The sequence below is a fragment of the Lentzea sp. NPDC004782 genome, assembly GCF_040609115.1.
Classification (GTDB): domain Bacteria; phylum Actinomycetota; class Actinomycetes; order Mycobacteriales; family Pseudonocardiaceae; genus Lentzea.
Genome location: NZ_JBEXJN010000041.1, coordinates 34,464 through 56,577 on the forward strand (window position 1 = coordinate 34,464; position 22,114 = coordinate 56,577).

The window sequence follows — 22,114 nt, forward strand, 5'->3', positions numbered from 1 at the left end:
ATGGTGCCTCAGCGCAGCTGCGGAAGGAGCCCCTCACAGGTGCGCACGACGACCTGCGCGGCCCGGCGGTGGTCGTTCGGTGCGTGCACGTCGGCGGCCTGCGCCTGCCACCGCACCAGCGCGTCGAGCAACGCCTCCCGCTGCTCGCGCACATCGGCCTCGTAGTCGAAACCCAGGCGCGCCAACGGGGTGGTGCCCTCGGCGCCGGCCAGCCGCAACGCCTCGGCCTGCAGCTCGGCCGGCAGTTTCGTGCGCCCGGCCTGCAACGCCGCCACGAGCCGCAGCTCGCGGAAGTCGTGCGCGGAGGCGACGACCCGTTCCAGGTCGGCCATCAGCTTGCGGGCGTTCTGCCGCGGCTCCATCCGGAACAGCACGTCCAGCGCCAGCAACGCCGACCGCGCCTTGAGGATCTCGCGGCGCTCGGTGAAGTGGATCGCGATCGAGTCGCGCAGCTCGCCCAGGCCGCTGCGCTGCACGAGCTGGCCGGTGAGCTTGACCTGCGTGTCGAAGCCCTGGCGGATCAGCGCGGTGATCAGCCGGACGCCGAAGATGCCGAACCGTTCGAGCAAGGCCTGCCGCACGGCCGGTTCCATCGGCACCGGGAACTGCTCGCCGACGAACCGGTCCGCCGACAGCAGGTGGTCCTCGAGCTCCTCGCGGCCGAGCGAAGCCAGCACGCGAAGCGCCGCGAACTCGTCCTCGCGCAACGTCTTCGCGGCCACGGCCAGCAGCCCGGCGACCGAGACCACGTTCTGGCACAACGGTTGCACGGCCACGTCACGGCGGTAGCGGCGGGCGATCTGCTTGGCCGACGACAACGCGTCGATCCGCCCCGCGCCGATCTCGTCGGCGCGGGCGAGCACCGCGACCGTGTGCACGTTGGAGACCCTGGCGATCGGGTGGTCGTTGGCCGCCTGCAGGAACTTCAGGTCGTCGTCCTGCACGTGCCGCATCAGGTAGAGCAACGCGTCCGCCTCGCCCAGCACCTGCTCCGGCGTGGCCTCGGACGGAGTGTCGATCAGCACGACGTCCCGCAACGTCCGTGCGGGCCACTCGACGACGACGCGGTCGGCGCGGTCGAACTGGCCGATCTCGACGTGGTGCCTGCCGCCCCGCCTGCTCACCGCGACCTCGTGCGGGCGGCCGGGACCGGAGAACACGTGCGCCCTCGGTTCAGTGCCGCTGCGGTACCAGACGAAGGAGCTCAACGGTGCGAACTCGTCGCCGATCAGCGCACTGACCACAGTGGACTTGCCGATGCGGGAACGCCCGGCGACGGCGATGCGGACCGGTTCGGTGTAGCGCTCGACGTGGGAGCGCAACCAGCCGGTGGCGCGCGGGCTGTCGCGGTAGACGGCCAGCGCCTCCTGCAGCATCGACCAGACGACGCGGTCCAGGGTCACGCGGTGAGCTCCATCGCCGGGCCTCCGAGTGCCTGCACCCGCTTGTAGAGCGTGATCAGCTTGTCCAGCTCCTTGCGGCCCTCCCGCAACCGGCGTTCGCGCTCGGTCTGGTCGTCCTGCACCGCGCGCTTGGCGCTGCGGGCCGACTCCAGCAACGTCTCCTGCAGCTCCTCGGCGAGGGTGCTGAAGTGGTTGCGCAGCGAGCGCTGGATGTGCCGGCCGGCGTCGCGGACGTCCTTGGAGAACTTGATGAAGAAGTCGTCCACGTGCCGTTGCGCGGCGGCCTTCGCGGCGGCCTGGCGGCGCTTCAGCCTCTGGTCACTTTCGTCCAAAATGGACTTTCCGCCGAACAGGGCACCGGCGCCGAGCGAGACCACGTTGATCAGCGGCAGCCCGGCCAGCGAGGTGACCAGGCCGAACATCAGCACGCCGCCGTACGAGCCGCGCAGACCGGTGAAGAGCTTCTGCGGCACGGAGAACGGCTCGATCTTCGGCTTGTCCAGCTTGCCGACCGGCTCCAGCAGGTCGTCCGGCAGCACCGAACCGGGGATCAGGTCCTCGCGGTAGACGGGGAAGTTCTTGGCGACCTTCGCGGCCACCCACTCCGCGCGTTCCATCAGCCAGGCGAAGTTCGTGGTGGCGGCCTCGTTGAGGTTGTCCTCCAGCCACTGCTCGAACTTGTCCCAGCCGATCGCGGGATCGGCCTCGTCGTAGGTCTTGTCGACCTCGCGCAGGATCTTGCGGGTGCGGTCGCGCAGGTCGTACTCGACGTCGGAGATCAGGTCGGCCATCTCGTCGTTGAGCACGTTCTGCCAACGGGCGGACCGGCGCCGCAGCTCGTCGACGCGTCGCTGAGCTTCCTGCAGCGTCGAGATCGTGGCCGCCGTGTGCGACGAGTCGTGGGCCGTCAGCTCTTCCCGCAACGGCGTGACGAGCTGGGAGATCGCGCTGGAGGCGACGACGGCGACGGCACGGCGGGCCAGCAGGTCGGCGCTCGCCACGATGTCGCGTTGCACGCAGGCCAGCAGCTCGGGGAAACCGGACTCGGTGTTGAGCCGCTGGTCGCCGGTCTTCGCCGCCCGCAGCCGCAGCGCCGACGACACCGGGATGAGCTTGGCCGGAATGCCGGCGCGGGCGAGCAGGGCCTTGTTGCGCTCCACGACGCTGCGCCAGGCCGGCACCAGGTCGATCTTGGTGACGACCACGGTGACGTTCGGGCAGGCCTCCATGACCTTCTTGAGCAGCGCCATCTCCGCGGCGGTGAGCTCACCGGTGGCGTCGGAGACCAGCAGTACGGCGTCGGCCTGCATCAGCGTCGCGAACGTGCTGGCGGTGTGCGCTGATCGGGTGTCACCCACTCCGGGGGTGTCGATCAGGACCAGCCCGTTGTCGAGCAACGCGCGCGGGATGCCGATCTCGGCGCGCACGACGTGCTGCGAGTGGGCGGTGGAGACCTGCTTGGTCACCTGCTCGATCGGGACCGCGATGCGCTCGGTCGGCGTGTGGAAGATCGACCCGCGCGCGGAGGCGTTGCGGACCAGCGCGGCCGACGGGGTCTCGGCGTGCTGCACGAACGTGGGCACGGTGGTCGTGATGTCGTCGCCCACCGCGCAGACGGGGGCGTTGAGCAGAGCGTTGACCAGCTGGCTCTTGCCCTGCTTGGACTCGCCTACGACGAGAACGCGCAACTTGGGGTCGAGCTGCTGAGCCCGCTTTTCGCGCAGCCGGGCCTCGAGGTCGGGCCTCCGGTGCGTGACGCAGGCGTCGATCGTGTCGTCGAGCACGTCGAGCCAGGGCGGTGCCATCACCTGACTCATAGTGCCGTGTTCACCCCCTTGGGTGAAAGTCTCGAACGCAAGACCGGTTCCGTTCGGGGAAGACGGGGCTGTTCGCGGCGGCGGTGACGTTGCTCACCGCGTGGACCGCGATGCCGGTTTTGCCTGGTAGACGCCGAACCGGCCCTGTCCACGTGAGACAGGGCCGGTCCGCGATGGGGAGGGTGGCTCAGCCGAGCAGGCCGTGCAGGTCGAGGTCGCCGACCACCGGCGCGTGGTGCGCGACGTCGGTGACGGTGTTGACCACGTTGCCGACGCCGGCGGTGTGGTCGACCAGGCCGGTCGCGGTGTGGGTCACGCCGGTGACGGTGTCGACGGTGCCGGTCGCGGTGTGCGTGACCTGGTTGACGGTGTCGATGGACTGCACGCCGACGTGGCCGTCGGTGATGTGGTTCAGGCCGGAGACGTTGAGGGAGCCGAGGCCGGCGTCCGCGCCACCGAGCACGCCCAGCGAGTCGTGGGCCAGGCCGGTCACGCCGCCGAGGTGGCCGAGGAGGCCGTCGGCACCGGGAACGGCGTGGCCGGCGGTCGCCAGCGTGCCGTCGACCGTGGAGGTCGCGGTGTCGGCCACGTCGAGGGCGGCACCGGTGACCGGGGACGCCGTGTGGTCGAGGACGGAGGTCACGTCGTTGACGGCGGAGAAGTCGCCGCCGAGGCCCACGCTGGACGAGGTGAGCGCGCCGAGGGTCTTGTTGGCCGCGGCCAGGTTGAGGCCGTGCTCGTCGACCGCGAGCACGCTGGCGGTCGAGGTGTGCAGGTCGCTGAGGTTCACGCCCGACGAGGTCAGCTGAGACGTGACCGCCTGCAGCTGGCTGATGGCGCCGAGCGGGCCCTGGGCGAGCAGCGAGTCCGTCGGGAGCGCCAGGTCGAGACCCTCGACGGTGGGCAGACCGTCGACGGCGGGAACCAGGTCGAGGACCAGCGGGATGACCTCCTGCACGTCCACGGCGGTGATGTCGGCCAGGCCGGCCTGCTCCAGCGTGCCCTGGGCGTCGTGGGCGAACGCGGCCTTGAGGGCCGGGTCGCTGAGGAGGTTGAGCACGAAGTCGTGGAGCGTGCTGGTCGACTCGATCATCTGAGGGACTCTCCTGTTGAAGCACGTATCAATCGGTGTGTGCCGAAAAACTATGAGAGCGGGTCCCTCCCCAACATCGGGGATCACTCCCAGTAGATCCCCGTTCCCTGAACGGGTGACGCTCGTTGACCCCCTAGGGGATTAGGGGCACTGCTTGAGTGCCTCTCGTTCACCCGTGTAGGTACTGGTCGCTCCTGCGAACAGGTGAGGGAAGAGACTTGGCGTACGTACTCGGAGTCGATGTCGGGACCACCCGCACGACTGCTGCCGTGTGCCGCCTCGACGGTGCCAGGGAGGCCGAGGTCGCCCTGGTCGTGCCGTCGTTTCTGCAGCTCACGGACGCCGGGACGTTCTCGGTGGGCGAGCTCGGCGCCGTCGGCTGGACGGCCACCGGTTTCGCCCGCAGAGTCGGTGACGCGGTGCCGTTCTCGCTGGGTCCGGAGACCTGTCCGGCCGAGGAGCTCACCGCGTTGCTGATCATGTGGGTCATCGGTGAGGTGGTCGCCCGGGAGGGTGAACAGCCTCGTCACGTGGCCGTCAGTCACCCGGCCGGGTGGGGCCCCTATCGGCGCGGGCAGCTCTACGGCGCGCTGCGTGCGGTCGGGGTGCACGACGTGACGCTCGTGCCGGAACCGCTCGCGGCCGCGGAGAACCACGCCGTGCGCTCGCGCGTGGTGCCGGACTCGTCGTTGGCCGTGTTCTCGCTCGGCAGCCACGCGTTCTCCGCCTCGGTGGTGCGGCGCACGCAGGGCCGCACGTTCGAGCTGGTCAACCACGTCGAGGGCGTCGACCACCACACCGGCGCCGACTTCGACGACCTGCTGGCCGCACTGGTCCGCAGCCGGCTCGGCAAGGACGGTGTCGTGTCGGTCGCCGAGTGCGAGGCGGCCAAGCGGACGTTCGGACCGTCGGTCGTAATCAGCGGCGTCGAGATCACCCGCGACGAGTTCGCCGAGGAGATCCGGCCTTCCGTCGATCACCTGGTGAGCACCTTCATGCGCGCGCTGGGCGCTGTTCGGCCCGATGCGGTGCTGCTCGTCGGCGGTGGCTGCCGGATGCCGATGATCGGCGACGCGCTGTCGTCCGCGGTCGACTGCCGCGTGCTGGCCGAGGCCGCACCGGAGCTCTCGGTCGCGAAGGGCGCCGCCGTGGCCGCGCGACTGGTCGTCCTCGGTCCCGAAGCCGAGCCGGAGCCGTTCGACACGTCCGTGCTGGTCCACACCCGCGAGGCGTCGCTGCGGTTCCCGGTCGGCGAGATCACCAGTCCGGACGACGACGAGTTCACCGCGCCGCCGCCGCGTCCGCCGGTGGACGTGTCCCCGCTGGAGCTGCCGCCGCGCCGGGTGAAGCGCGTGGCGAACGCGCTGAACCCCGTCGGCCGCCGGTCCGGCTCCCGATCCGACAAGTCCGACAAACTCGATGAGGATGGCCGTTGAGCGTGCCCACGCGAGCCAGGTTGGTGCTGGACACTTCCGTGCGAGGTGTTCTCGACCGGATCAACGACGCCGCCGAGGGCACCCGCCTGCGCGTTGTCGTCGCGGCGCCCGGTGGTCACGGCAAGACAGCCGTGCTGGAGGAGATCACCAACTCCGCGGTGCGCGTGGTCGACGACGCGCACCTGCTGGACGACGCCTCCCTGCGCGCGCTGGCCGCGGAACCGTTGCTGGTGCTGGCCTACCGGCCGTGGCCGCGGCGTTCGGCACTGGCCGAGCTGACCCGTGGCGCGGTGGTCGTGCCGCTGGCGCCGTTCTCGCGTGAGCAGGTCCGCGAGTTCCTGCACGCACCCAAACCCGTGGTGGACTTCGTCTTCGCGCAGACCGGTGGCGTACCGGCGTTCGTGGAACGGCTCGGGGCGGTGTCCGAGGTCTCGGCCGAGGTGCTGTCCGCGTTCCGCTCGGAGCTCGACTGGCTGGACGCGGACCTGCAGAAGTTCCTGCTGGCCGCCGAGGCCGGCGCGGCTCAGCGGCTGGACCTGCTGTCGGCCTTGCTGGACAAGGACTTCGACGAGGTCAGCGACATCATCGAGGCCGCGCGGGCCACCGGGATGCTCGCCGAGGACGGCACCTTGCTGCCGTTGGCGCACCGGGCGGTCGGGGCACTGACGCGTGCCGAGCGTCGGATCGCGGTGCGGCAGAAGCTGGCCCAACTGCAGCTGGAACGCGGCGGACCGGTTCTGGAGCTGGTGCGGCCGTTGCTGGACACCGGCATCGGCGGACCGATCTTCGCGGCTGCTGCCCGTGAGGCGCTCGCCTCCGATCCCGCGCTGGCCGCCCGGTTGTTCGCGGCTTCCACCGGTGGTGGGGCACCCTCTGCCGAGACCGCTGCTTCCTGGGCCACGGCCGCCGCGATGTCCGGAGACCTGGACGCCGCGTTGCGCCTGGCCGACCAGGTGATCAGCGCTCCCGACTCGTCGCACCGGCGGACGGCCGCCGAGGTCGCGGCGGTCGCCCTGGCGCACCGGGGCCAGCTGGCCAGGAGTACCGAACTGTTCCGCTGGGCCGCCACGCCGTACGCCGCCGCCTTCGCCGGGATCGGGCTGATCGGCACCGGGCACCGGTTCGACGAGGCACCGCCGCAGCCGCCGACGATGCTCGGCGGGGCCGCTTCCCTGATGCTGCAGGGAGTCCGGCAGTCGGTCTACGGCGCCGAAACCGCCGCTCTGTCCACTTTGGTGCGTGCCTCGTCGATGCTCGAACCCGCCGGCGGAGCGGTGCTGCTGCCGGACAGCCCGGCCGCCTTGGCCGCTCTGGTGGCCGTGCACTGCGGCGAACCCAACGTCGCCGAGTCGGTGCTGGACCGCGCGGTCGAGTCCGCGACCGGTGGTGTGCTGATGTCGGTGCGGCACCGGTTGCTGCAGTCCTGGCTGCACATGTTGCGGGGCAACCTCGCCGTCGCCCGCGAAGGGTTGATGTCGGTGCGCGGGGCCTTCGAGCCACGCGACTGGATCTTCGCGGTCGCCCTGGAAGTCGGGGTGGCCCGGCGCAACAGCGACCTCGCCACCCTGCGGCGCACGTGGGAGCAGGCTTGCGAGGCCGTGCTCCGGCATCCGGTCGACCTGTTTTCGTTGCTGCCGTTGGGAGAGTTCGCCGCGGCCGCGGCTCGGCTGCGGGACCAGGACCGGTTGGCGCCGCACCTGAGGCAGGCGCTGGGGCTGTTGAAGTCGCTGGGAAATCCGCCGTTGTGGACCACCCAGCTGCACTGGAGCCTGCTGCACGCGGCGATCATCGACGAGAACACCGCCGCGGCCGAGGAGCATGCTGCGGCGCTGGCGTCGAGCCGGGAGCACTCGCGGTACTGCGGGATCGTCTCCGTTGCCGCCGAGTGCTGGCTCGACGTGGTGGCGGGGAAGGTCGATCCGGACCGGGTCGAGATGGCTGCCCGCAGCCTGCACGCCGTCGGGTTGTGGTGGGACGCGGCTCGGCTGGCCGGGCAGGCCGCGATTCGGACGGCTGACCGGCAGGCGATGGTCCGGTTGCTCGACTGCGCCCGGTTGTTGCAGGGGCGGGCGGTTTCTTCGCGGCGTGCTGGGGAGAGCGAGCCCGCCGGGGCGGTCGAGGACGCCGGGAAGCTGAGTGATCGGGAGAGGGAGGTGGCTCGGCTGGTTCTGGAAGGGATGACGTACAAGCAGGTCGGCGATCGGTTGTTCATCTCGGCCAAGACCGTTGAGCACCACATGGCCCGGATGCGGCAGCGGTTGGGGAGTACGTCCCGGTCGGATCTGCTGGCTCAGTTGCGGCACATCGTCGGGGGATAGGGCGAGAACGAGCCGCCTGCCGCACCGTCGAGACCGGTTGGCGCCTGTGCCCCGATCGTGGGCACCTCGAGTGCGCCTTCTCGTGGGAAAATTGCTCCGATTGAGCGAGTAAAGGTTGTGACGCTGCGAGATCCCTGTACGCCCGTTGGGGCGAAGAGCCCCGCGCATTGGGACGGTGTGGTTTGCTGGCGGTAGGCTTCCGCACCGTTGCTCGCCGAGCAGGTCTTAGGTGGATCGATTGCCGAGCCAGGACGACGCGAGACCGTCACGCCCGATGGGGCGTGACGAACTGGCGCGCGACTGGGCGATCAAGGTCAGTCGCACTGCGTACATACCGCTGTCGGCGGCGAAGCTGACCGAAGAGCTGCGTGAGCTGTTGAACCTGGTGGCTGAGGCGTTGGCCCAGGATCCGGCTGCGGCTGGTCAGGTGGGCACCAGGCTGGTGGAGATCCACTGCGTTGGTGCCGAGAGTCTGCGGAAGTCGGTTGAGGTTCTGGCGGCCTTCGTGGCGCAGGAGGGGGCCGACGCGCACACGGCGGCGCTGGTCATCGGGGCCGTGTCGGCGGCGTACACCGGTGCCATCCAGGCGTTCGTGCTGGAGCAGCAGGAGAGCGTCAGTCAGGCGCTGCTCAGGGCGAACCGTGCGGTGCAGTTGGATCTGCAGGCCAGCGAGGAGCGGTTCGAGGACATCTTCGCGCACTCGTCCACCGGGATCGCCATGGTGAGTCTGGACGGGGAGCTGGAGCGGGCCAACGCGGCGCTGTGCAACATCCTCCGGCGGGATGACGTTGCCGGGATGACGCTCACGGACCTCATCGCTCCCGCCGACCTGCCGCTCGTCAACGACGCGCTGGCGGGACTGAAGTACGGGCGGATGCGGCGGGTCGAGGAGCGGCCCCGGTTGATCGACCGGGACGGTGAGCACTTCCGGGTGCTGCTCGCGGCCACGGTGCAGAAGGACGCGGAGGACAACCCGAAGCACTTCGTCGTGATGATCGACGACGACAGCCAGCTGACGTTGCTCGGCGGGCGGCTGCAGTACCAGTCGTTGCACGACGCGCTGACCGGGCTGCCGAACCGGCAGTACCTGACGACGCGGCTGGAGTCGTTGCTGCACAGCGACATCGAGCACGGGGTGACGCTGTACCACCTCGATCTGGACGCGTTCGCGGTGATCACGGACGGGCTCGGGCGCGAGATCGGCGACAAGGTGCTGAAGCTCGTGGCCGAGCGGCTGTCCGCGGTCTTCGCCAGTGAGAAGGCCATGGTCGCTCGGCTCGAGGGCGACGAGTTCGCGGTGCTCGTGGAGAACGGGCCCGAGACGCCGGACGTCGACACGACGATTCGGATGATCGAGCACGAACTGGCCGAACCGGTCTACTTCGGTGATCACGGGGTGGCGGTGTCGGCGACCATCGGCGTGTTGCCCCGATTGACTCCCGGGGAGCACCCGGCCGAGGTGCTCAGGGCGTCGGACATGACGCTTCGGCGGGCCAAGCGCAGCGGGCGGCGGCAGTGGGGGCTGCACGACGCCACGCAGGACAAGCGGGAGCAGGAGGAGTTCGCGCTCGCCGCGGTCATGCCGGGGGCGTGGGAGAGCGGCGAGATCGACGTCGTGTTCAACCCCGTGATGAAGCTCGACGGGTCCGGCCGGATCTGCGTCGAGGCCGAGCTGAACTGGCGGCACCGGGACGTCGGGCTGATCCCGCACGAGAAGTGCGTGTCGATGGCCGAGCACACCGGGTTGATGTTGCCGCTCGGCGAGTGGATGTTGCGGCGGGCCGCCGAGACGGCCTGCGGGCACGACGAGATCCTCGCGGTGTGCCTGACCGCGGGCATGGCCAACAGTCCGGACCTGGTGCGGGACGTGCGGCGGGTGCTGGCGGACACCGGGCTGCCGGCCGCGCGGCTGTTGCTTGGCTTTCCGGTGCACGTGCTCGCGTCGGAGGACAGCGAGGCTGCCGACAACCTGGACCTGCTGTCGGACATGGGGGTTCACATCGGGGCGCGGGACTTCACCGGGTCCACGGCGGAGATCGAGCTGGTGCGCGAGCTCGGCGTCACGGCCGTGCGGGTGAAGGGGCGCGCGCAGAAGCCCGATGAGCTGGTGTCGCACGTGCTCAGCGACCTCGTCGTGTTCGTGCACGAGGCCGGTGGGCTCGTGGTGGTCGACACGATCGAGGACGCTGAGCAGCTGGACTGGTGGAACGAGCTCGGCGCCGACGCCGGGGTCGGGCCGGTGTTCTGCGTCGAGCCGACTACGGAGTGGCCCGACGCGGGTTGAGGTGCACGAGGATCAGCGCGAAGCCCGCGATGGTGACCATGCGCAGGGCGGCGGTGATGCCGTTCCAGTCCTTCGACTGCCACATCGCGAACCACTCACCGCCGACGGTGATGAAGCCGCCGAGGAACAGCGCCACGATCATCAGCAGACCGGCGGACGCGAACTTGCGCGCGCTGTCCTCCCGGTCGCGGAGGTAGGCGATGGTGCCCGCGGTCAGCAGGACCGCGGAGACGGCCTCCCACACGATGATCGCGACGTAGACGATCGTGACGACGGCGGGGCTGGTGATCGCCCGCCACTTCAGTTCCTTGCCGAACGTGGTGTCCATGGCGAGGACGTGTTTCACGAAGGCTTCGTTGGTGCCGTAGTCCGTGACGTTCCCGAGCACCACGAGAAGCATGTTGAGCGCGATGAACCCCACGGTCACCGCGACAACCGCGCGCAAGCTGCCGACCCGAGCAAGAAGACGCATGGCGCGGACAGTAACCGATGGGGTGCAGCCGGTGAGCCGCTTCTCTCCACTTGGGAGTGATCAGCGCTGCGCGCACGGGTCCTGGAACGTCAGCTGCGGCACGCGTTCCGCCCACAGCTCACGCGTGAGCACGTTCCGCGTGGCGTCGCAGATCCGGTCGACCTGGCGCCCGACGTCGAGGTCCCACAGCCGCACGACCCCGTCCGCGTTGCCGGTGGCGAGCATCCGGCCCTGCGGTGCGAACTGGACGAACGGTTCGGCCGCCCAGTCGCCGGTGATCTGCTGGCCGAGGTCGGCCGGCTTGGCCGGGTCGGTGATGTCCCACAGCCGGAACGTCCGGTCCGCGCTGCTGGTCGCGAGCATCCGTCCGTCCGCGCTGACCGAGAGCGTGCTGATCGTGCCGGTGTGCCCGTGCAGCTCGCTGATCTGCACCGGGTGCTCCAGGTCGCGCACGTCGAAGAACCGGATCACCCTGTTCTGGCCGGCGACGATCAGCGTCTTGCCGTCCGGGGTGAACGTCGCCCGGTTCACGATCTGCGGGTCGTCGATCGGCTTGCCGAGCAGCCTCGGCCTGGCCAGGTCGCTCACGTCCCACAGGCGGACCGTCCGGTCACTGCTCGCGGTGGCGAGCGTGCGGCCGTCCGGGCTGAACTCCGCGTCGTTGACGTAGCCGTCGTGGCCGGTCAGCGGCTCGCCGATCGGCACCGGCCGGGCGGGGTCGCGCACGTCCCAGAACCGCACCGACTCGTCGTCGTCGTTGGTCAGCAGCACCTGGCCGTCCTGGCGGAACACCACCACCGCCGCGAACCGGTTCGGCAGCACGAGCGGTTCGCCCAGCGGTTTCGCGTGCGCTGGATCGGCGATGTCCCACAACCGCACGGTTCTGTCACCGGCGGCCGTGGCGAGCACCTTGCCGTCCGGCCGGAACGCCGGGGTGCTGACGGTGCGCTCGTGCCCGAGCAGCGGCGGCCCGGCCTGCTTCGGGTGACCCCGGTCCGACACGTCCCACAGCCGCACGGTCTTGTCGCTCGAGCCGGTCGCGATCAGCTTGCCGTCCGCGCTGAACGCGGGCGTCGGCACGTGCAGGCTGTGGCCGAGCAGCATCGAGCGCGGCAGTGACCACAGCTGCACGGCGTTCTCCAGCGAACCGGTCGCGAGCGCGCCCCCGTCCGGGCTGAAGCCGATCGCGAAGAGGTTGGCGCCGCGTGCCGAGAGCGGGCGGCCGAGCAGGCTCGGCGCGGCCGGGTTGCTGAGGTTCCACAGCCGCACGGTGGCGTCGGCGGCACCGGAGGCGAGCACGAGACCGTCCGGGCTGAACTTCACCGACCACACCGGTCCGGTGTGCCCGCCGAGCGGTTGCCCCACCGGGTTCTGCGTGGCGGGGTCCCACAGCCGCACGATCTTGTCGTCGGCGCCGCTCGCGAGCAGCTTGCCGTCCGGGCTGAACGCCACGGTGTGGATGCCGGCGGTGTGGCCGGTCATCGGCTTGCCGACTCTCGTCCTGGTGGCGACGTCCCACAGCCGGATCGTCTGGTCGTCGCCGGTGGTGGCCAGCGTCCTGCCGTCCGGGCTGAACGCGAGCGAACGGACCGCGGCGGTGTGCTCGCGCAGCGGTTCGCCGGCGGGTTTGGGGTTCGCCGGGTCGCGGACGTCCCAGAGCCGGGCCGACCTGTCCTCGTTCGCCGCCGCGAGCAGCGTGCCGTCCGGGCTGAACTCCAGCAGGTAGGTGGGGCCGTTGCCGGTCTCCAGCGTCTTGATCGCCTTGGGTGAGCTCGGGTCGGTCACGTCCCAGAACCGGATCGTCGCGTCCTGTCCCGTGGTCGCGAGGACCTTGCCGTCGGGGGAGAAGACCGCGGAGCTGAGCCAGTCGCGGTGGCCCGTGATGACCGCGATCTGCCTGGGGTGGCTGCGGTCCCTGACGTCCCAGAGCCGCGCGGTGCGGTCGTAGCTCGCCGTGGCCAGCAGGGTGCCGTCCGGGCTGAACGTCGTCAGGTAGACCGCGCCGGTGTGGCCGGAGAGCGGGGTGGCCAGCGGGAGCTGCTGGCTGGCGAGCAGCTTGGCGTTCACCGCCTCGTCGTCCGGGCGCATGCGGTGCGCGACCGCCAGGAACTGGGCCGACAGCGACGGGTCGGACGTGGTGAGCCGGTCGGCCTCCGCGACGACCTGGCGGTACTGGGCGTCGTTGCGCTGCTGCACGGCGATCACCGCCGCACCCGCCGCGATCAGCGCGAACACCGACACCAGTGCGACGGCGCTGCGGCGCAGCCAGACGCTCTTGCGGTGCTGGCGCTCCGACGCGCGCACGAACTCCTTGGCGATCGCCGTGACGTTCTGCTGCTGCCGTGCGCCTTCCAGCCGTGCGCCGCGGTAGAGCAACGACGAGTCGCGTTCGGTCGCCGCCCACGTCGTGGCGTCCTCCTCCAGCTTCTGCCGGGCGAGGTTGCCCGCGCGGTCCTCGTCGATCCAGCTGCGCAGCCGCGGCCAGGCCTGCAGCAACGCCTCGTGCGTGATCTCCACGCTGCCGGCGTCGACGGTGACCAGGCGGGCGCGGGTGAGGACTTCGAGCGCGCGTTCGGTGGCGGGGAGGTTCTCGCTGGCCTCCAGCAGGTTGCGGCGGCTGGACCGGCGGCGGGTGTCCTGGGTGTCGTCACCGACCCGGACCAGGCGCAGGAGCAGCTGCCGTGCGGCGGCCTTGCCCGGTTCGTCGAGATCGGACCAGGCGCGTTCGGCCGTGGCGGCGACGGCGCCCTGGATGCCGCCGGCCGCGCGGTAGCCCGCGATGGTCAGCCGACCGGCCTGCCTGCGCTGCCAGGTGACCAGCAGGGCGTGGCTGAGCAGCGGGAGCGCGCCCGCGTCGTAGGCGTCCTTGCCTCGGCGGTTGTGGGCGCCCAGGTCGCGCAGCATCAGCTCGACCAGGCCCGCTTCGAGCTGCAGGCCCGCCGCCTTGGCCGGGTTCGTCACGGCGTCGCGCAGCTCGGCCGCGGTCATCGCGCCGAGCACCATCTGCCGGTTCTGCAGCGCCTCGGCGAGCTCGGGGAAGTCGAGGCAGCGGGCGTAGAAGTCGGCCCGCACGCCCAGCAGGACCGGGGTCTTCTCCGCCGCCGCGTGCAGGGCCTGCACGAAGATCCGCAGCCGGTTCTCGTCGCCGCCGAGCGTGAACGCCTCCTCGAACTGGTCGACGATCACCACCCGGTCGCCCACCGCGACCTGCACCTCGTGCGCGAACTCGACGAGCGCCTCCGAGTCGGCGGCGGCCTCCAGCACGGGAATCAGGTCCGGCACCTGCAGCGCCAGTTCCTTCAACGGGTCCGTGCCGGGAGAAATGATGACGGCGTCTTTGCCGATGCGCGGCAGAACACCCGCCTTCATCAAACTCGACTTGCCGGCGCCGGACGCGCCGACGAGCATCGTGATGCCGTTCTCGTCGATTCGGGAGAGAAGGGCGTTCGTCGCCCTTTCCCGTCCGAAGAACCAATTCGCGTCCTGCGGCCCGAATGCGCTCAGACCCATGTACGGGCAGACCGCGCTGTCTTCCTGAGGAGGTGTTTCCCGGTCGGCGATCGCGTCGGTGACCGGACTGGCGAGCGCCTCCTCCCAGAGGGTGCGCCACGCGTCGAGGTCGTACAGACCGTCGATCACCGGTTGGGGCTTCCGCTTGCGCGCCTCGCCGACGAGGATCTCCAGGACCGCGCTCAGCCCGCTGAACCGGGCGGGCACGTTGCGCCCGCGCCGCCAGTCGCTGACGCGCTGAGCCGGTACGCGAACCGGTCTGCCCTGTTCGTCCGTCCGGCGGGCACGGGCGACCGACTCCGTGACTCGCTTCAGCGGTGGGTCACCTGCCTCCGCGTAGAGCAGCGCGAAGCGCTCCGCGAAGACGCCACGGGGTCCCAAGCGGCCTCCACCTCGTCCGGACCGGAAAACTCCGACCGCCCGTCTGAGCTGCGACGCACGCACCGGACAGGCCGTCCACAGCCCACCCTAACGAGGTGGTCTGACAACCTCGACTCCACGTCCTTCACGAGACCGGGAGACCGTCACAGTGGTAGTGGCCAACTGGGGTGAAGCTTCCACGGCTGAGGAGTTTTGGGGGTCTCCTCAGCCGTGGCCGTCGCCGTCGCCGAGCGAATGGCAGGGCGCGGCCTGCTAGGTCAGGCGGCCTTCCACAGCGCGTCCGCCTCCGGTTGCTTGGGCTGAACGCGGTTCGGGTCGGGCAGGTACGTCTCCGTCGGCAGCGTCACGTAGGTGATGCTCTCCGGTTTCAACGCGGTGAGTTTTCCCGCGAGGTCGGACAATTTCGCGATCGACCCGATTTCCTCGTCCGTCACGATCGACTTCGTCAGGATGTCGGCGAGCTGGAACGTTTTCTGCGGGCTCGCCAGCCAGTTCTCGTTGGCCAGTTTCTCGCTCAACGCGCGCATGAACAGCTGCTGGTTCTTGATGCGGTTCAGGTCGCTGCCGTCACCGATGCTGTAGCGCGTGCGGACGAATGCGAGCGCCTGCGTTCCGTCGAGTTCGACCGGCCCGGCCGGCACGTGCAGCCCGCTCTTCTCGTCGTCGATCGGCTCGGGCACGGTGAGGTCGATGCCGCCGAGCCGGTCGATGACGTCGCGGAAACCGTTGAAGTCGATCTGGATGAAATGGTCGATCCGGATGCCGCTCATCTGCTCGACCGTGGCCACCGTGCACGCCGCACCGCCCGTGGCGAAGGCACTGTTGAACATGGCGATGGCAGCCGGCGGGTTGTTCCCGCACTGCGGCCTGGGCACCATCGTGTCGCGCGGGATGCTGACGACGCGTGCCTGGTCGCCCGCGGCGTTGAGCTGCACGACCATGGCGGTGTCGGACCGCCCGTCGTCCTTGCCGATCAGCAGGATGTTCAGCGGGCGGCCGGGCGTCGACGGAGGTCTGGGGTGGGTGATCTCCTTGGCGAGGTCGACGGTCGTGAGATTGCTCTCCAGCCGCCAGTAGGAACCCCCGACCACGACGCCCGCCGCGACGGCCACGGCGGCCCCCGAGACCGCGAGCCACCGTTTCAAGTGGACGTTCATACCTCCGACGGTCCCGGTCGTTTGTCCGGATCGCGTCGGTGGTTCGTCATGGTTGTGTCACAGCGCGCCTCAGCTGGTCGAGGAAGAGGTCCTTGTCGGCCGTGACGGCGTACTTGGCCTTGGTGCGCTCGGTCGCGATGTCCCGGCCGAACGGGCTGCCCTCCGCGAGGAACCGCTGGTCGGCGACCAGTGCGCCGCGGGTGTAACGGCCGGTGAGCTCGATCGCGAACCGGTCCTCGGCGTAGCCGGCGAGGTCCGGCTGCAGCATGATCGCCGCCGCGAGCGGGTCGTGCGGGACGAACCCGGCCTTGCCCAGGAAGCTCTCGTAGAAGTCCGCGTAGAACCGCAGGAACCGCCGCGCGTAGTTGTCCTGCGGGAGCGTTTCCAGCCACTCGCCCGGTACGTGGTTCGCCATCGTGACGTCCAGGCCGACGATCGTGAGGTCCTCGAAGCCCGCCTGCAGGACGAGGTCCGCGGCCTCGGGGTCGTGCCAGAAGTTGGCCTCGGCGTAGCTCGTGATGTTGCCGGGCACGTTGAGCGCGCCGCCCATGACCACGACCTTGTCGAGCAGCTCCGGCAGACGTGGCTCGATCTGCAGCGCCAGCGCCACGTTGGTGAGCGGGCCGATGGCCAGCAGGCTGAGCTGTCCGGGTTCCTCGCGCGCCAGGTTCGCCAGCTGCTCGGCCGCGCTCTGCTGCACGTGGGTGGTCGTGGGAGCGTCTCCGGCGTGCCCGCCGAGCCCGTCGTGGCCGTGCACGTCCTCCGCGGTCATGAGCGGCTGCGCGAGCGGTCTCGCCGCACCCATGGCCACGGGCACCTGGAGGTTCAGCCGTTCGGTGAGCCTGAGGGCGTTGGCCGTGGCGACCTCGACCGGCACGTTGCCGTGCACCGTGCCGATGGCGGCTATTTCGGTGTCCGGGTGCGCGCGGAGGTAGTACAAAGCAAGGGCGTCATCGATGCCGGGGTCCGCGTCGACGATGATCCGCATACACCTGATCATGCCATTGGGGATGACATGACGATCCGTCCCGCAGTCCTCTCCGACGCCGCCGCGGTGGCGTCGGTGCACGTCCGGTCCTGGCAGAGCGCCTACCGCGGCCTGATCCCGGACGAGGTGCTCGACAACCTCTCCGTGGACGACCGCACGGCGATGTGGGAACGCGTCATCCCGGATGGTGGCGTCTGGGTGGCGCTGGACGGCGATGACGTGGTCGGTTTCGCCTCCGCCGGACCGTCCCGTGACGACGACGCATCCTTCGAGCTGTGCGCGATCTACTCCCTGCCGTCCGCGTGGGGGCGCGGCCTGGCCGAGCCGTTGGCGCGCGCCGCCCTCGGTGACGAACCGGACGTGATCGTGTGGGTGCTGGAGGACAACAAGCGGGCCCGCCGCTTCTACGAGCGCCTCGGCTTCACCGCGGACGGCGTCGCGAAGACGCAGACAGTGGGCGGCGCCGTCCTGAACGAGCTCCGGTACCGCCGCCGCTAGACCGATTCCTCCTGCCTCCTGGCGAGGTCTACGTCTTCGTGAACGTCGGAAGGGGTAGTTCGATGTCCGATCTGAAGACGCAGGCCGATCTGCTGCGAGCGCTCCACCGAAGGCCGATGCTCGTGCTGCCGAACGCGTGGGACGAGGCCAGCGCGGTGCAGGTCGCCGAGGCAGGGTTTCCGGTGATCGCGACCTCGAGCGCCGCCGTGGCGGACGTGCTCGGCTTCGACGACGGGGAGAAGGCGCCGTGGCGGGAGATGTTCGCGGCCGCCGCCCGGATCGCGGCCGCTGTGCCCGTTCCGGTGACCGTGGACGCGGAGGCGGGTTACGGCCTGGAGCCGCACCAGTTGGTGGAGGCGCTGGTGGACGCCGGTGTCGTCGGCTGCAACATCGAGGACACCGATCACCGCGCCGGAGGTCTCGTGGACGCCGAGGCGCAGGCGGACCGGCTCGCACAGGTGCGGGCGGCCGCGGACGAAATCGGGGTGCCGATCGTCGTCAACGCGCGGATTGACGTCTTCCTGCCGTCGAGCGGGATCCGGGATCCGCTGGCCGAGGCGGTCCGGCGCGGCCGTCGCTACCTCCGGGCGGGCGCGGACTGCGTCTACCCGATCGGTGCCGGCGATGCCCTGCGGCGACTCGTCGGCGAGGTGCCCGGGCCGGTCAACGGCAACACCACCGACTCGCTAGACCTGGCCGCGCTGGCGGCGCTGGGGGTGGCACGGGTGTCGTACGGCCCCCGCTTCTACCGGCAGGGGGGCTTCGGTGATGCGCTCGCGCGGTTGTCGGCCGATTCCTCTTCGCTCCGCGCGGAGTCCAACCCGTAGCCCGGTTCGACAGAGGAGTGTGCCGTGTCCGCAGAGGCGATCTCGCCGATCAGCAGCTGGCCGGCCGAGTTCGACCGGCTGCGCCCCGGCCTGGTCGCGCACTGCTACCGGATGACCGGCTCGCACTCCGACGCCGAGGACGTCGTCCAGGAGACGTACCTGCGCGCCACGCGTGCGCTCTCGAGCTTCGAGGCACGCTCGTCGTTGAAGACCTGGCTCTACCGGATCGCGACCAACACCTGCATCACCGCGCTGAACCACCGCAGCCGGCGCGTGCTGCCCGCCGGGCTGGGTGCTCCGTCGAGCGATCCGGACGCCCACGTCTTCAGCGACGCGTCCGTCCCGTGGCTCGAACCGCTCCCCGACGCCCTGCTCGGCGATCCGGGTGAGGTGGTCGTGCGGCGCGAGTCGGTGCGCCTCGCGTTGATCGCGGCGCTGCAGCACCTGCCGGTGCGGCAACGCGCGGCGTTGTTGCTGCGGGAGGTGCTCTCCTGGTCGGCCGCGGAGATCGCGGAGACGCTCGGCGTCAGCGTTCCGGCGGTGAAGAGCCTCCTGCAGCGGGCCCGCAAACGGCTCGACGAGGAGGACCTGCACGTGCCGGCTCCGGCGCCGGTGGAGCTGGAGCGTGCGCTGCTGGAGCGCTACATCGCGGCGTTCGAGGCCGCGGACGCCGCCGCCATCCGTGCCGTCATCCACGACGACTTCCGGCTCGAAGCCGTGCCGCACCCCGTCTGGTTCCAGGGAGTGAGGGTGTGCCTGCCGTTCCTGGAGCGCCGTGCTTCCGACGCCGCGGGGCTCGTCCGGCTGGTGCCGACCCGCTGCAACGGCCAGCCGGCCGCGGCGAGCTACCGGCGTTGCGCGTCCGGCGACCTGCTGGCCGACGGTCTGCTCGTGCTGGAGGTCGACGGCGACCGCTTCTCGCGGGCGGTCAAGTTCGACGACCCCGCCGCGGTCATCGCCGCCGGCCTGCCAGCCCGGCTGGTGGCGTGACCGCCTCGCGTGGACCTTCGTGGTGATCGAGGATCGCCGTCACCAGCGCCCGCGTGCTGGCTGGTGGTCCGTCCGCGCCCATCGCCTGCGCGGTGCTGTTCGTGCCTTCCCAGATGATCGACAACTGGTCGGCGAGCACCTCGGGCTCCGCGACCCCCAGTCGCGCGGCCAGTTCGCCGAACCGTTCGCGCACCCACCTCTTGGCGCCGACCGCGCTCCGATGAGCGGGCAGCTCCTCGTCGGGGAACTCGGCGAGCGTCATCATGCAGACGCATCCCCGGAACACCTCGGGCCTGATGTCCTCGGCGAGCGCGTCGAACATGGCGAGGATGCCCGCACGTGCGTCGGAACCGGCCTTCGCGACGGCGGCGTCGAAGCGTGCTTCGGCCTGTTCTCTCGACCGCGCAACGTAAGCCGCGACGAGGTCGTCCTTGGTGGCGAACGCGCGGTAGAGCACGTTGGGGGAGACCCCGGCCTCCGCCGCGATCTTGTCCACGCCGGTGGCGCGGATGCCGTGCCAGTAGAACAGGCGGCTGGCGACGTCGAGGACGAGCTCCCTGGTCTCGGCCGCCGTCCGGCGCATCTCGGTTTCTCCTCTTGCTCGTGACCCGTGCCGCACGCTAGCGTACCCGCTTTGTAAGGGAACGTTCCCTTACAAACTCGACTGTGGGGACCGACATGGACAAGACAGCACTGGTGACCGGCTCCTCCCGCGGCATCGGCCGGGCAATCGCCGAACGCCTGGCCGCGGACGGTGCGCACGTGGCCGTGCACTACGGCAGCAACAAGTCGGCGGCACTGGAAACCGTCGCCGCCATCGAGGCGGCCGGCGGCCAGGCGTTCCCGGTGGAGGCCGACCTGTCCCGGCCGGACGGCGTCGACCAGCTGATCGACGGCCTGACCGAGGGCCTCGCCGGTCGGCCGTTGGACGTGCTCGTGAACAACGCCGCGGTGTTCGGCCCCGGTATCGACGCGACGCCGGACGAGTTCGACCGCGTCTTCCAAGTGAACGTACGCGCGCCGTTCTTCATCATCCAAAAAGCACTGCCACTGCTGCGTGACGGCAGCCGGATCATCAACATCTCGTCGGGCGTCACCTGGTTCGCGATCCCGGAGGCGGTCTACGCCATGACGAAGGGCGCGCTGAACGCGCTGGGTCGCTCGCTGGCGAACACCCTGGGGGACAGGGGGATCACGGTGAACACCGTCTCACCGGGCATCACCCGCAGCGACATGAACACCTGGCTCGACGACGTGCCAGGCGCCGCGGAGGGCGTCACGAAGATCGTCGCGCTCGGCCGGGTCGGTGACGCGGCCGACATCGCCGACGCGGTCGCGTTCTTCACGACGCCGGACAGCAGGTGGGTCACCGGGCAGGTGCTGGAGGTCAACGGCGGCCTCTACCTGGGGCCGAGGGCGCCCCTGCACCACTGACTTGGCGTCGTACAGCAGCCGCTGACCTGTCATTGCAGGTCAGCGGCTGCCGTGTCTAGCGCTGGATGGTGATCTCGTCGATCAGCACCCCGTCCTCGTCGAGCGCGCGGACCTTCATCCTGGCCGGGGTGCCGTTGGTCCTCGGGGTGACGTCGACGGCCGTGATGCCATAGCCGCGGTAGCGCACCCGTGACCAGGTGACCTCGGTTTCCGTGGAGCTCGCGCTGTTCTTCTTGTAGCACCGCATGGTGGCGTCGGCCGGGTTCTCGTGGTCCAAATAGGACTCCGGTGCGTCCTTGCAGAACCTGTCGAGCGCCTGGCCTCCGGCCCCCGCGGTGATGTAGGTGGTGCCGTCCCTGGCCGGGTTGACCGTGCTTCCCGGCTTTCTGGGCGTGCCTCTGCCCGCCCTGATCGGGTCGGTGCGCTCGTAGACGCGGTTGTGCGCGTTGAGCACCAGGTCGACCTGGTACTTGTCGAACACGGGCGCCCACTTCTGCTGCGCGGCGCTCTCCGCCCCGCCGCCGTCGGACGTCGAGTACGTGGCGTGGTGCAGGTAGACGACGATGAAGTCGATCGACGGGTCCTTGCGGAACCTCGCGAGCTGCCCGTTCAGCCAGGTGAGCTGCTTTCCCCCGGTGTGGTCGAAGTTCGCGGTGTTGCGGTAGCAGATGTCGTTGCCGTCCAGGCTGACCAGGCCGACGTTCTGGTACCGCCACGCGTAGACACCGGTCGAGCCGTTCCACGCGTTGTCCGGCATGGTGAACCGCGCCTTGACGCCGCCGTAGCCGTTGGGGGAGTACCACTTCTCCATCTCGCGGTTGCCGAGGGTGATCATCCACGGCACGTTCTTCGCGAGGAACTCGTTCTGCGCGAACAACGAGTTCCACCTGGCGGCGTCGTACTTGTCCGTGGTGGGATGCCCGCCCTCGACGTTGGGCGTGCCGTTGTGGATGGCGTAGCTCAGGTTGCCGAGCGCGAGGTGGAACGCGGGCCCCTGGTCCGCGGCGAGGCTGGTGAGCTTGCGCGCGTTGTAGCCGTACCCCTGGTCCCCGAACGCGGTGAACGTGAACGGCGTGCTCGTGCTCGGCGCGGTGCGGAACCGGGCGATCTCGCCGGGTTCGCAGTTCTCGTGTCCCACAACGTAGAAGTACGTCGTGCCCGGCTTCAGCCCGTCGAGCTTGACGTGCAGGTAGTACTGGTACATCGGATCCGGCCCGTGCGGCGGGAAGCTGTGATCCCCTTCCTGCCAGCCGATTTCGGTCTTGAGCGTGCGCACCTCCGCGGCGATCCGCGCCCCGAACTCGCCCGCCCTGGAGGCGATCCGCACGTACGGCCTGCTGACCTTCTCCAGCTGCTGCCAGGAGATCACCACCTGCGTGGCCGGATCGGCACCGAACGCGATGTGCCGCCCGACCGGCCGCGCCTTCCGCCCGTCCGGCGCCGCGGCGGTGAGAAGCGCGCCTGCCTTGAACAGCGACCGTCGTGAAGTTTCAGCCATGGCAGGGC

Annotated in this window: 16 protein-coding genes; 7 read left to right on the forward strand and 9 right to left on the reverse strand. The window is 70.1% G+C overall.

The window, feature by feature from the left end:
* Positions 1-8: 8 nt before the first annotated feature.
* From ABZV40_RS31685 to ABZV40_RS31695, 3 genes are all read right to left on the reverse strand, one after another.
* Entirely contained in the window at positions 9-1,403 is a 1,395-nt protein-coding gene (locus tag ABZV40_RS31685; RefSeq protein WP_355449709.1) for a hypothetical protein, read from the reverse strand.
* The gene (locus ABZV40_RS31690; protein WP_355449712.1) at positions 1,400-3,220 is read right to left on the reverse strand and encodes a dynamin family protein; all 1,821 of its coding nucleotides are present in this window, start codon (positions 3,218-3,220) and stop codon (positions 1,400-1,402) included. The genes ABZV40_RS31685 and ABZV40_RS31690 overlap by 4 nt, the downstream gene beginning before the upstream one ends.
* A 187-nt stretch (positions 3,221-3,407) precedes the next feature.
* Entirely contained in the window at positions 3,408-4,313 is a 906-nt protein-coding gene (locus tag ABZV40_RS31695) for an IniB N-terminal domain-containing protein (protein WP_355449715.1), read from the reverse strand.
* 218 nt (positions 4,314-4,531) lie between these two features.
* On the opposite strand from ABZV40_RS31695, the gene ABZV40_RS31700 reads away from it, so the two are divergent.
* From ABZV40_RS31700 to ABZV40_RS31710, 3 genes are all read left to right on the forward strand, one after another.
* Complete coding sequence (locus tag ABZV40_RS31700; protein ID WP_355449718.1) at positions 4,532-5,749, forward strand: Hsp70 family protein; 1,218 nt, start codon at positions 4,532-4,534, stop codon at positions 5,747-5,749.
* 2 nt (positions 5,750-5,751) lie between these two features.
* Complete coding sequence (locus ABZV40_RS31705; protein WP_355449721.1) at positions 5,752-8,067, forward strand: LuxR C-terminal-related transcriptional regulator; 2,316 nt, start codon at positions 5,752-5,754, stop codon at positions 8,065-8,067.
* 274 nt (positions 8,068-8,341) lie between these two features.
* Positions 8,342-10,351: a diguanylate cyclase gene (locus ABZV40_RS31710; RefSeq protein WP_355449724.1), complete on the forward strand. Its 2,010-nt coding sequence runs from the start codon at positions 8,342-8,344 to the stop codon at positions 10,349-10,351.
* On the opposite strand, the gene ABZV40_RS31715 is transcribed toward ABZV40_RS31710, so the two are convergent.
* From ABZV40_RS31715 to ABZV40_RS31730, 4 genes are all read right to left on the reverse strand, one after another.
* Entirely contained in the window at positions 10,326-10,823 is a 498-nt protein-coding gene (locus tag ABZV40_RS31715; protein WP_355449727.1) for a DUF2165 domain-containing protein, read from the reverse strand. The genes ABZV40_RS31710 and ABZV40_RS31715 overlap by 26 nt on opposite strands.
* 60 nt (positions 10,824-10,883) lie before the next feature.
* Entirely contained in the window at positions 10,884-14,714 is a 3,831-nt protein-coding gene (locus ABZV40_RS31720) for a hypothetical protein (RefSeq protein WP_355449730.1), read from the reverse strand.
* A 257-nt stretch (positions 14,715-14,971) separates the two neighbouring features.
* On the reverse strand, positions 14,972-15,871 hold the full coding sequence (locus tag ABZV40_RS31725) for an LCP family protein (protein WP_355449733.1): 900 nt from the start codon (positions 15,869-15,871) through the stop codon (positions 14,972-14,974).
* A gap of 46 nt (positions 15,872-15,917) precedes the next feature.
* Complete coding sequence (locus ABZV40_RS31730; protein ID WP_355449736.1) at positions 15,918-16,859, reverse strand: nucleoside hydrolase; 942 nt, start codon at positions 16,857-16,859, stop codon at positions 15,918-15,920.
* Between the two features lie 27 nt (positions 16,860-16,886).
* Between ABZV40_RS31730 and ABZV40_RS31735 the strand changes: the two genes are divergently transcribed.
* From ABZV40_RS31735 to ABZV40_RS31745, 3 genes are all read left to right on the forward strand, one after another.
* A complete protein-coding gene (locus ABZV40_RS31735; protein WP_355449738.1) occupies positions 16,887-17,357 on the forward strand; it encodes a GNAT family N-acetyltransferase in 471 nt (156 codons plus the stop codon).
* Positions 17,358-17,419: 62 nt separating this feature from the next.
* Positions 17,420-18,184, forward strand: a complete 765-nt coding sequence (locus ABZV40_RS31740; protein WP_355449741.1) for an isocitrate lyase/phosphoenolpyruvate mutase family protein — start codon at positions 17,420-17,422, stop codon at positions 18,182-18,184.
* 24 nt (positions 18,185-18,208) lie between these two features.
* Entirely contained in the window at positions 18,209-19,174 is a 966-nt protein-coding gene (locus tag ABZV40_RS31745; protein WP_355449743.1) for an RNA polymerase subunit sigma-70, read from the forward strand.
* Here ABZV40_RS31745 and ABZV40_RS31750 read toward each other — a convergent pair.
* On the reverse strand, positions 19,137-19,757 hold the full coding sequence (locus ABZV40_RS31750) for a TetR/AcrR family transcriptional regulator (protein ID WP_355449746.1): 621 nt from the start codon (positions 19,755-19,757) through the stop codon (positions 19,137-19,139). The two genes, ABZV40_RS31745 and ABZV40_RS31750, sit on opposite strands and share 38 nt — an antisense overlap.
* Before the next feature lie 95 nt (positions 19,758-19,852).
* Here ABZV40_RS31750 and ABZV40_RS31755 point away from each other — a divergent pair, with 95 nt between their 5' ends.
* On the forward strand, positions 19,853-20,608 hold the full coding sequence (locus tag ABZV40_RS31755; protein ID WP_355449749.1) for an SDR family oxidoreductase: 756 nt from the start codon (positions 19,853-19,855) through the stop codon (positions 20,606-20,608).
* A 55-nt stretch (positions 20,609-20,663) separates the two neighbouring features.
* On the opposite strand, the gene ABZV40_RS31760 is transcribed toward ABZV40_RS31755, so the two are convergent.
* Entirely contained in the window at positions 20,664-22,106 is a 1,443-nt protein-coding gene (locus ABZV40_RS31760) for a metallophosphoesterase family protein (protein WP_355449752.1), read from the reverse strand.
* Positions 22,107-22,114: the final 8 nt, after the last annotated feature.

What these genes read in the sequence shown, in the direction of transcription:
- ABZV40_RS31690 (WP_355449712.1), bottom strand. Translation starts at nt 3,220, where the DNA reads ATGAGTCAGGTGATGGCACCGCCCTGGCTCGACGTGCTCGACGACACG.
- ABZV40_RS31695 (WP_355449715.1), bottom strand. Translation starts at nt 4,313, where the DNA reads ATGATCGAGTCGACCAGCACGCTCCACGACTTCGTGCTCAACCTCCTC.
- ABZV40_RS31710 (WP_355449724.1), top strand. Translation starts at nt 8,342, where the DNA reads ATGGGGCGTGACGAACTGGCGCGCGACTGGGCGATCAAGGTCAGTCGC.
- ABZV40_RS31715 (WP_355449727.1), bottom strand. Translation starts at nt 10,823, where the DNA reads ATGCGTCTTCTTGCTCGGGTCGGCAGCTTGCGCGCGGTTGTCGCGGTG.
- ABZV40_RS31725 (WP_355449733.1), bottom strand. Translation starts at nt 15,871, where the DNA reads ATGAACGTCCACTTGAAACGGTGGCTCGCGGTCTCGGGGGCCGCCGTG.
- ABZV40_RS31730 (WP_355449736.1), bottom strand. Translation starts at nt 16,859, where the DNA reads ATGCGGATCATCGTCGACGCGGACCCCGGCATCGATGACGCCCTTGCT.
- ABZV40_RS31735 (WP_355449738.1), top strand. Translation starts at nt 16,887, where the DNA reads ATGACGATCCGTCCCGCAGTCCTCTCCGACGCCGCCGCGGTGGCGTCG.
- ABZV40_RS31740 (WP_355449741.1), top strand. Translation starts at nt 17,420, where the DNA reads ATGTCCGATCTGAAGACGCAGGCCGATCTGCTGCGAGCGCTCCACCGA.
- ABZV40_RS31750 (WP_355449746.1), bottom strand. Translation starts at nt 19,757, where the DNA reads ATGCGCCGGACGGCGGCCGAGACCAGGGAGCTCGTCCTCGACGTCGCC.
- ABZV40_RS31755 (WP_355449749.1), top strand. Translation starts at nt 19,853, where the DNA reads ATGGACAAGACAGCACTGGTGACCGGCTCCTCCCGCGGCATCGGCCGG.
- ABZV40_RS31760 (WP_355449752.1), bottom strand. Translation starts at nt 22,106, where the DNA reads ATGGCTGAAACTTCACGACGGTCGCTGTTCAAGGCAGGCGCGCTTCTC.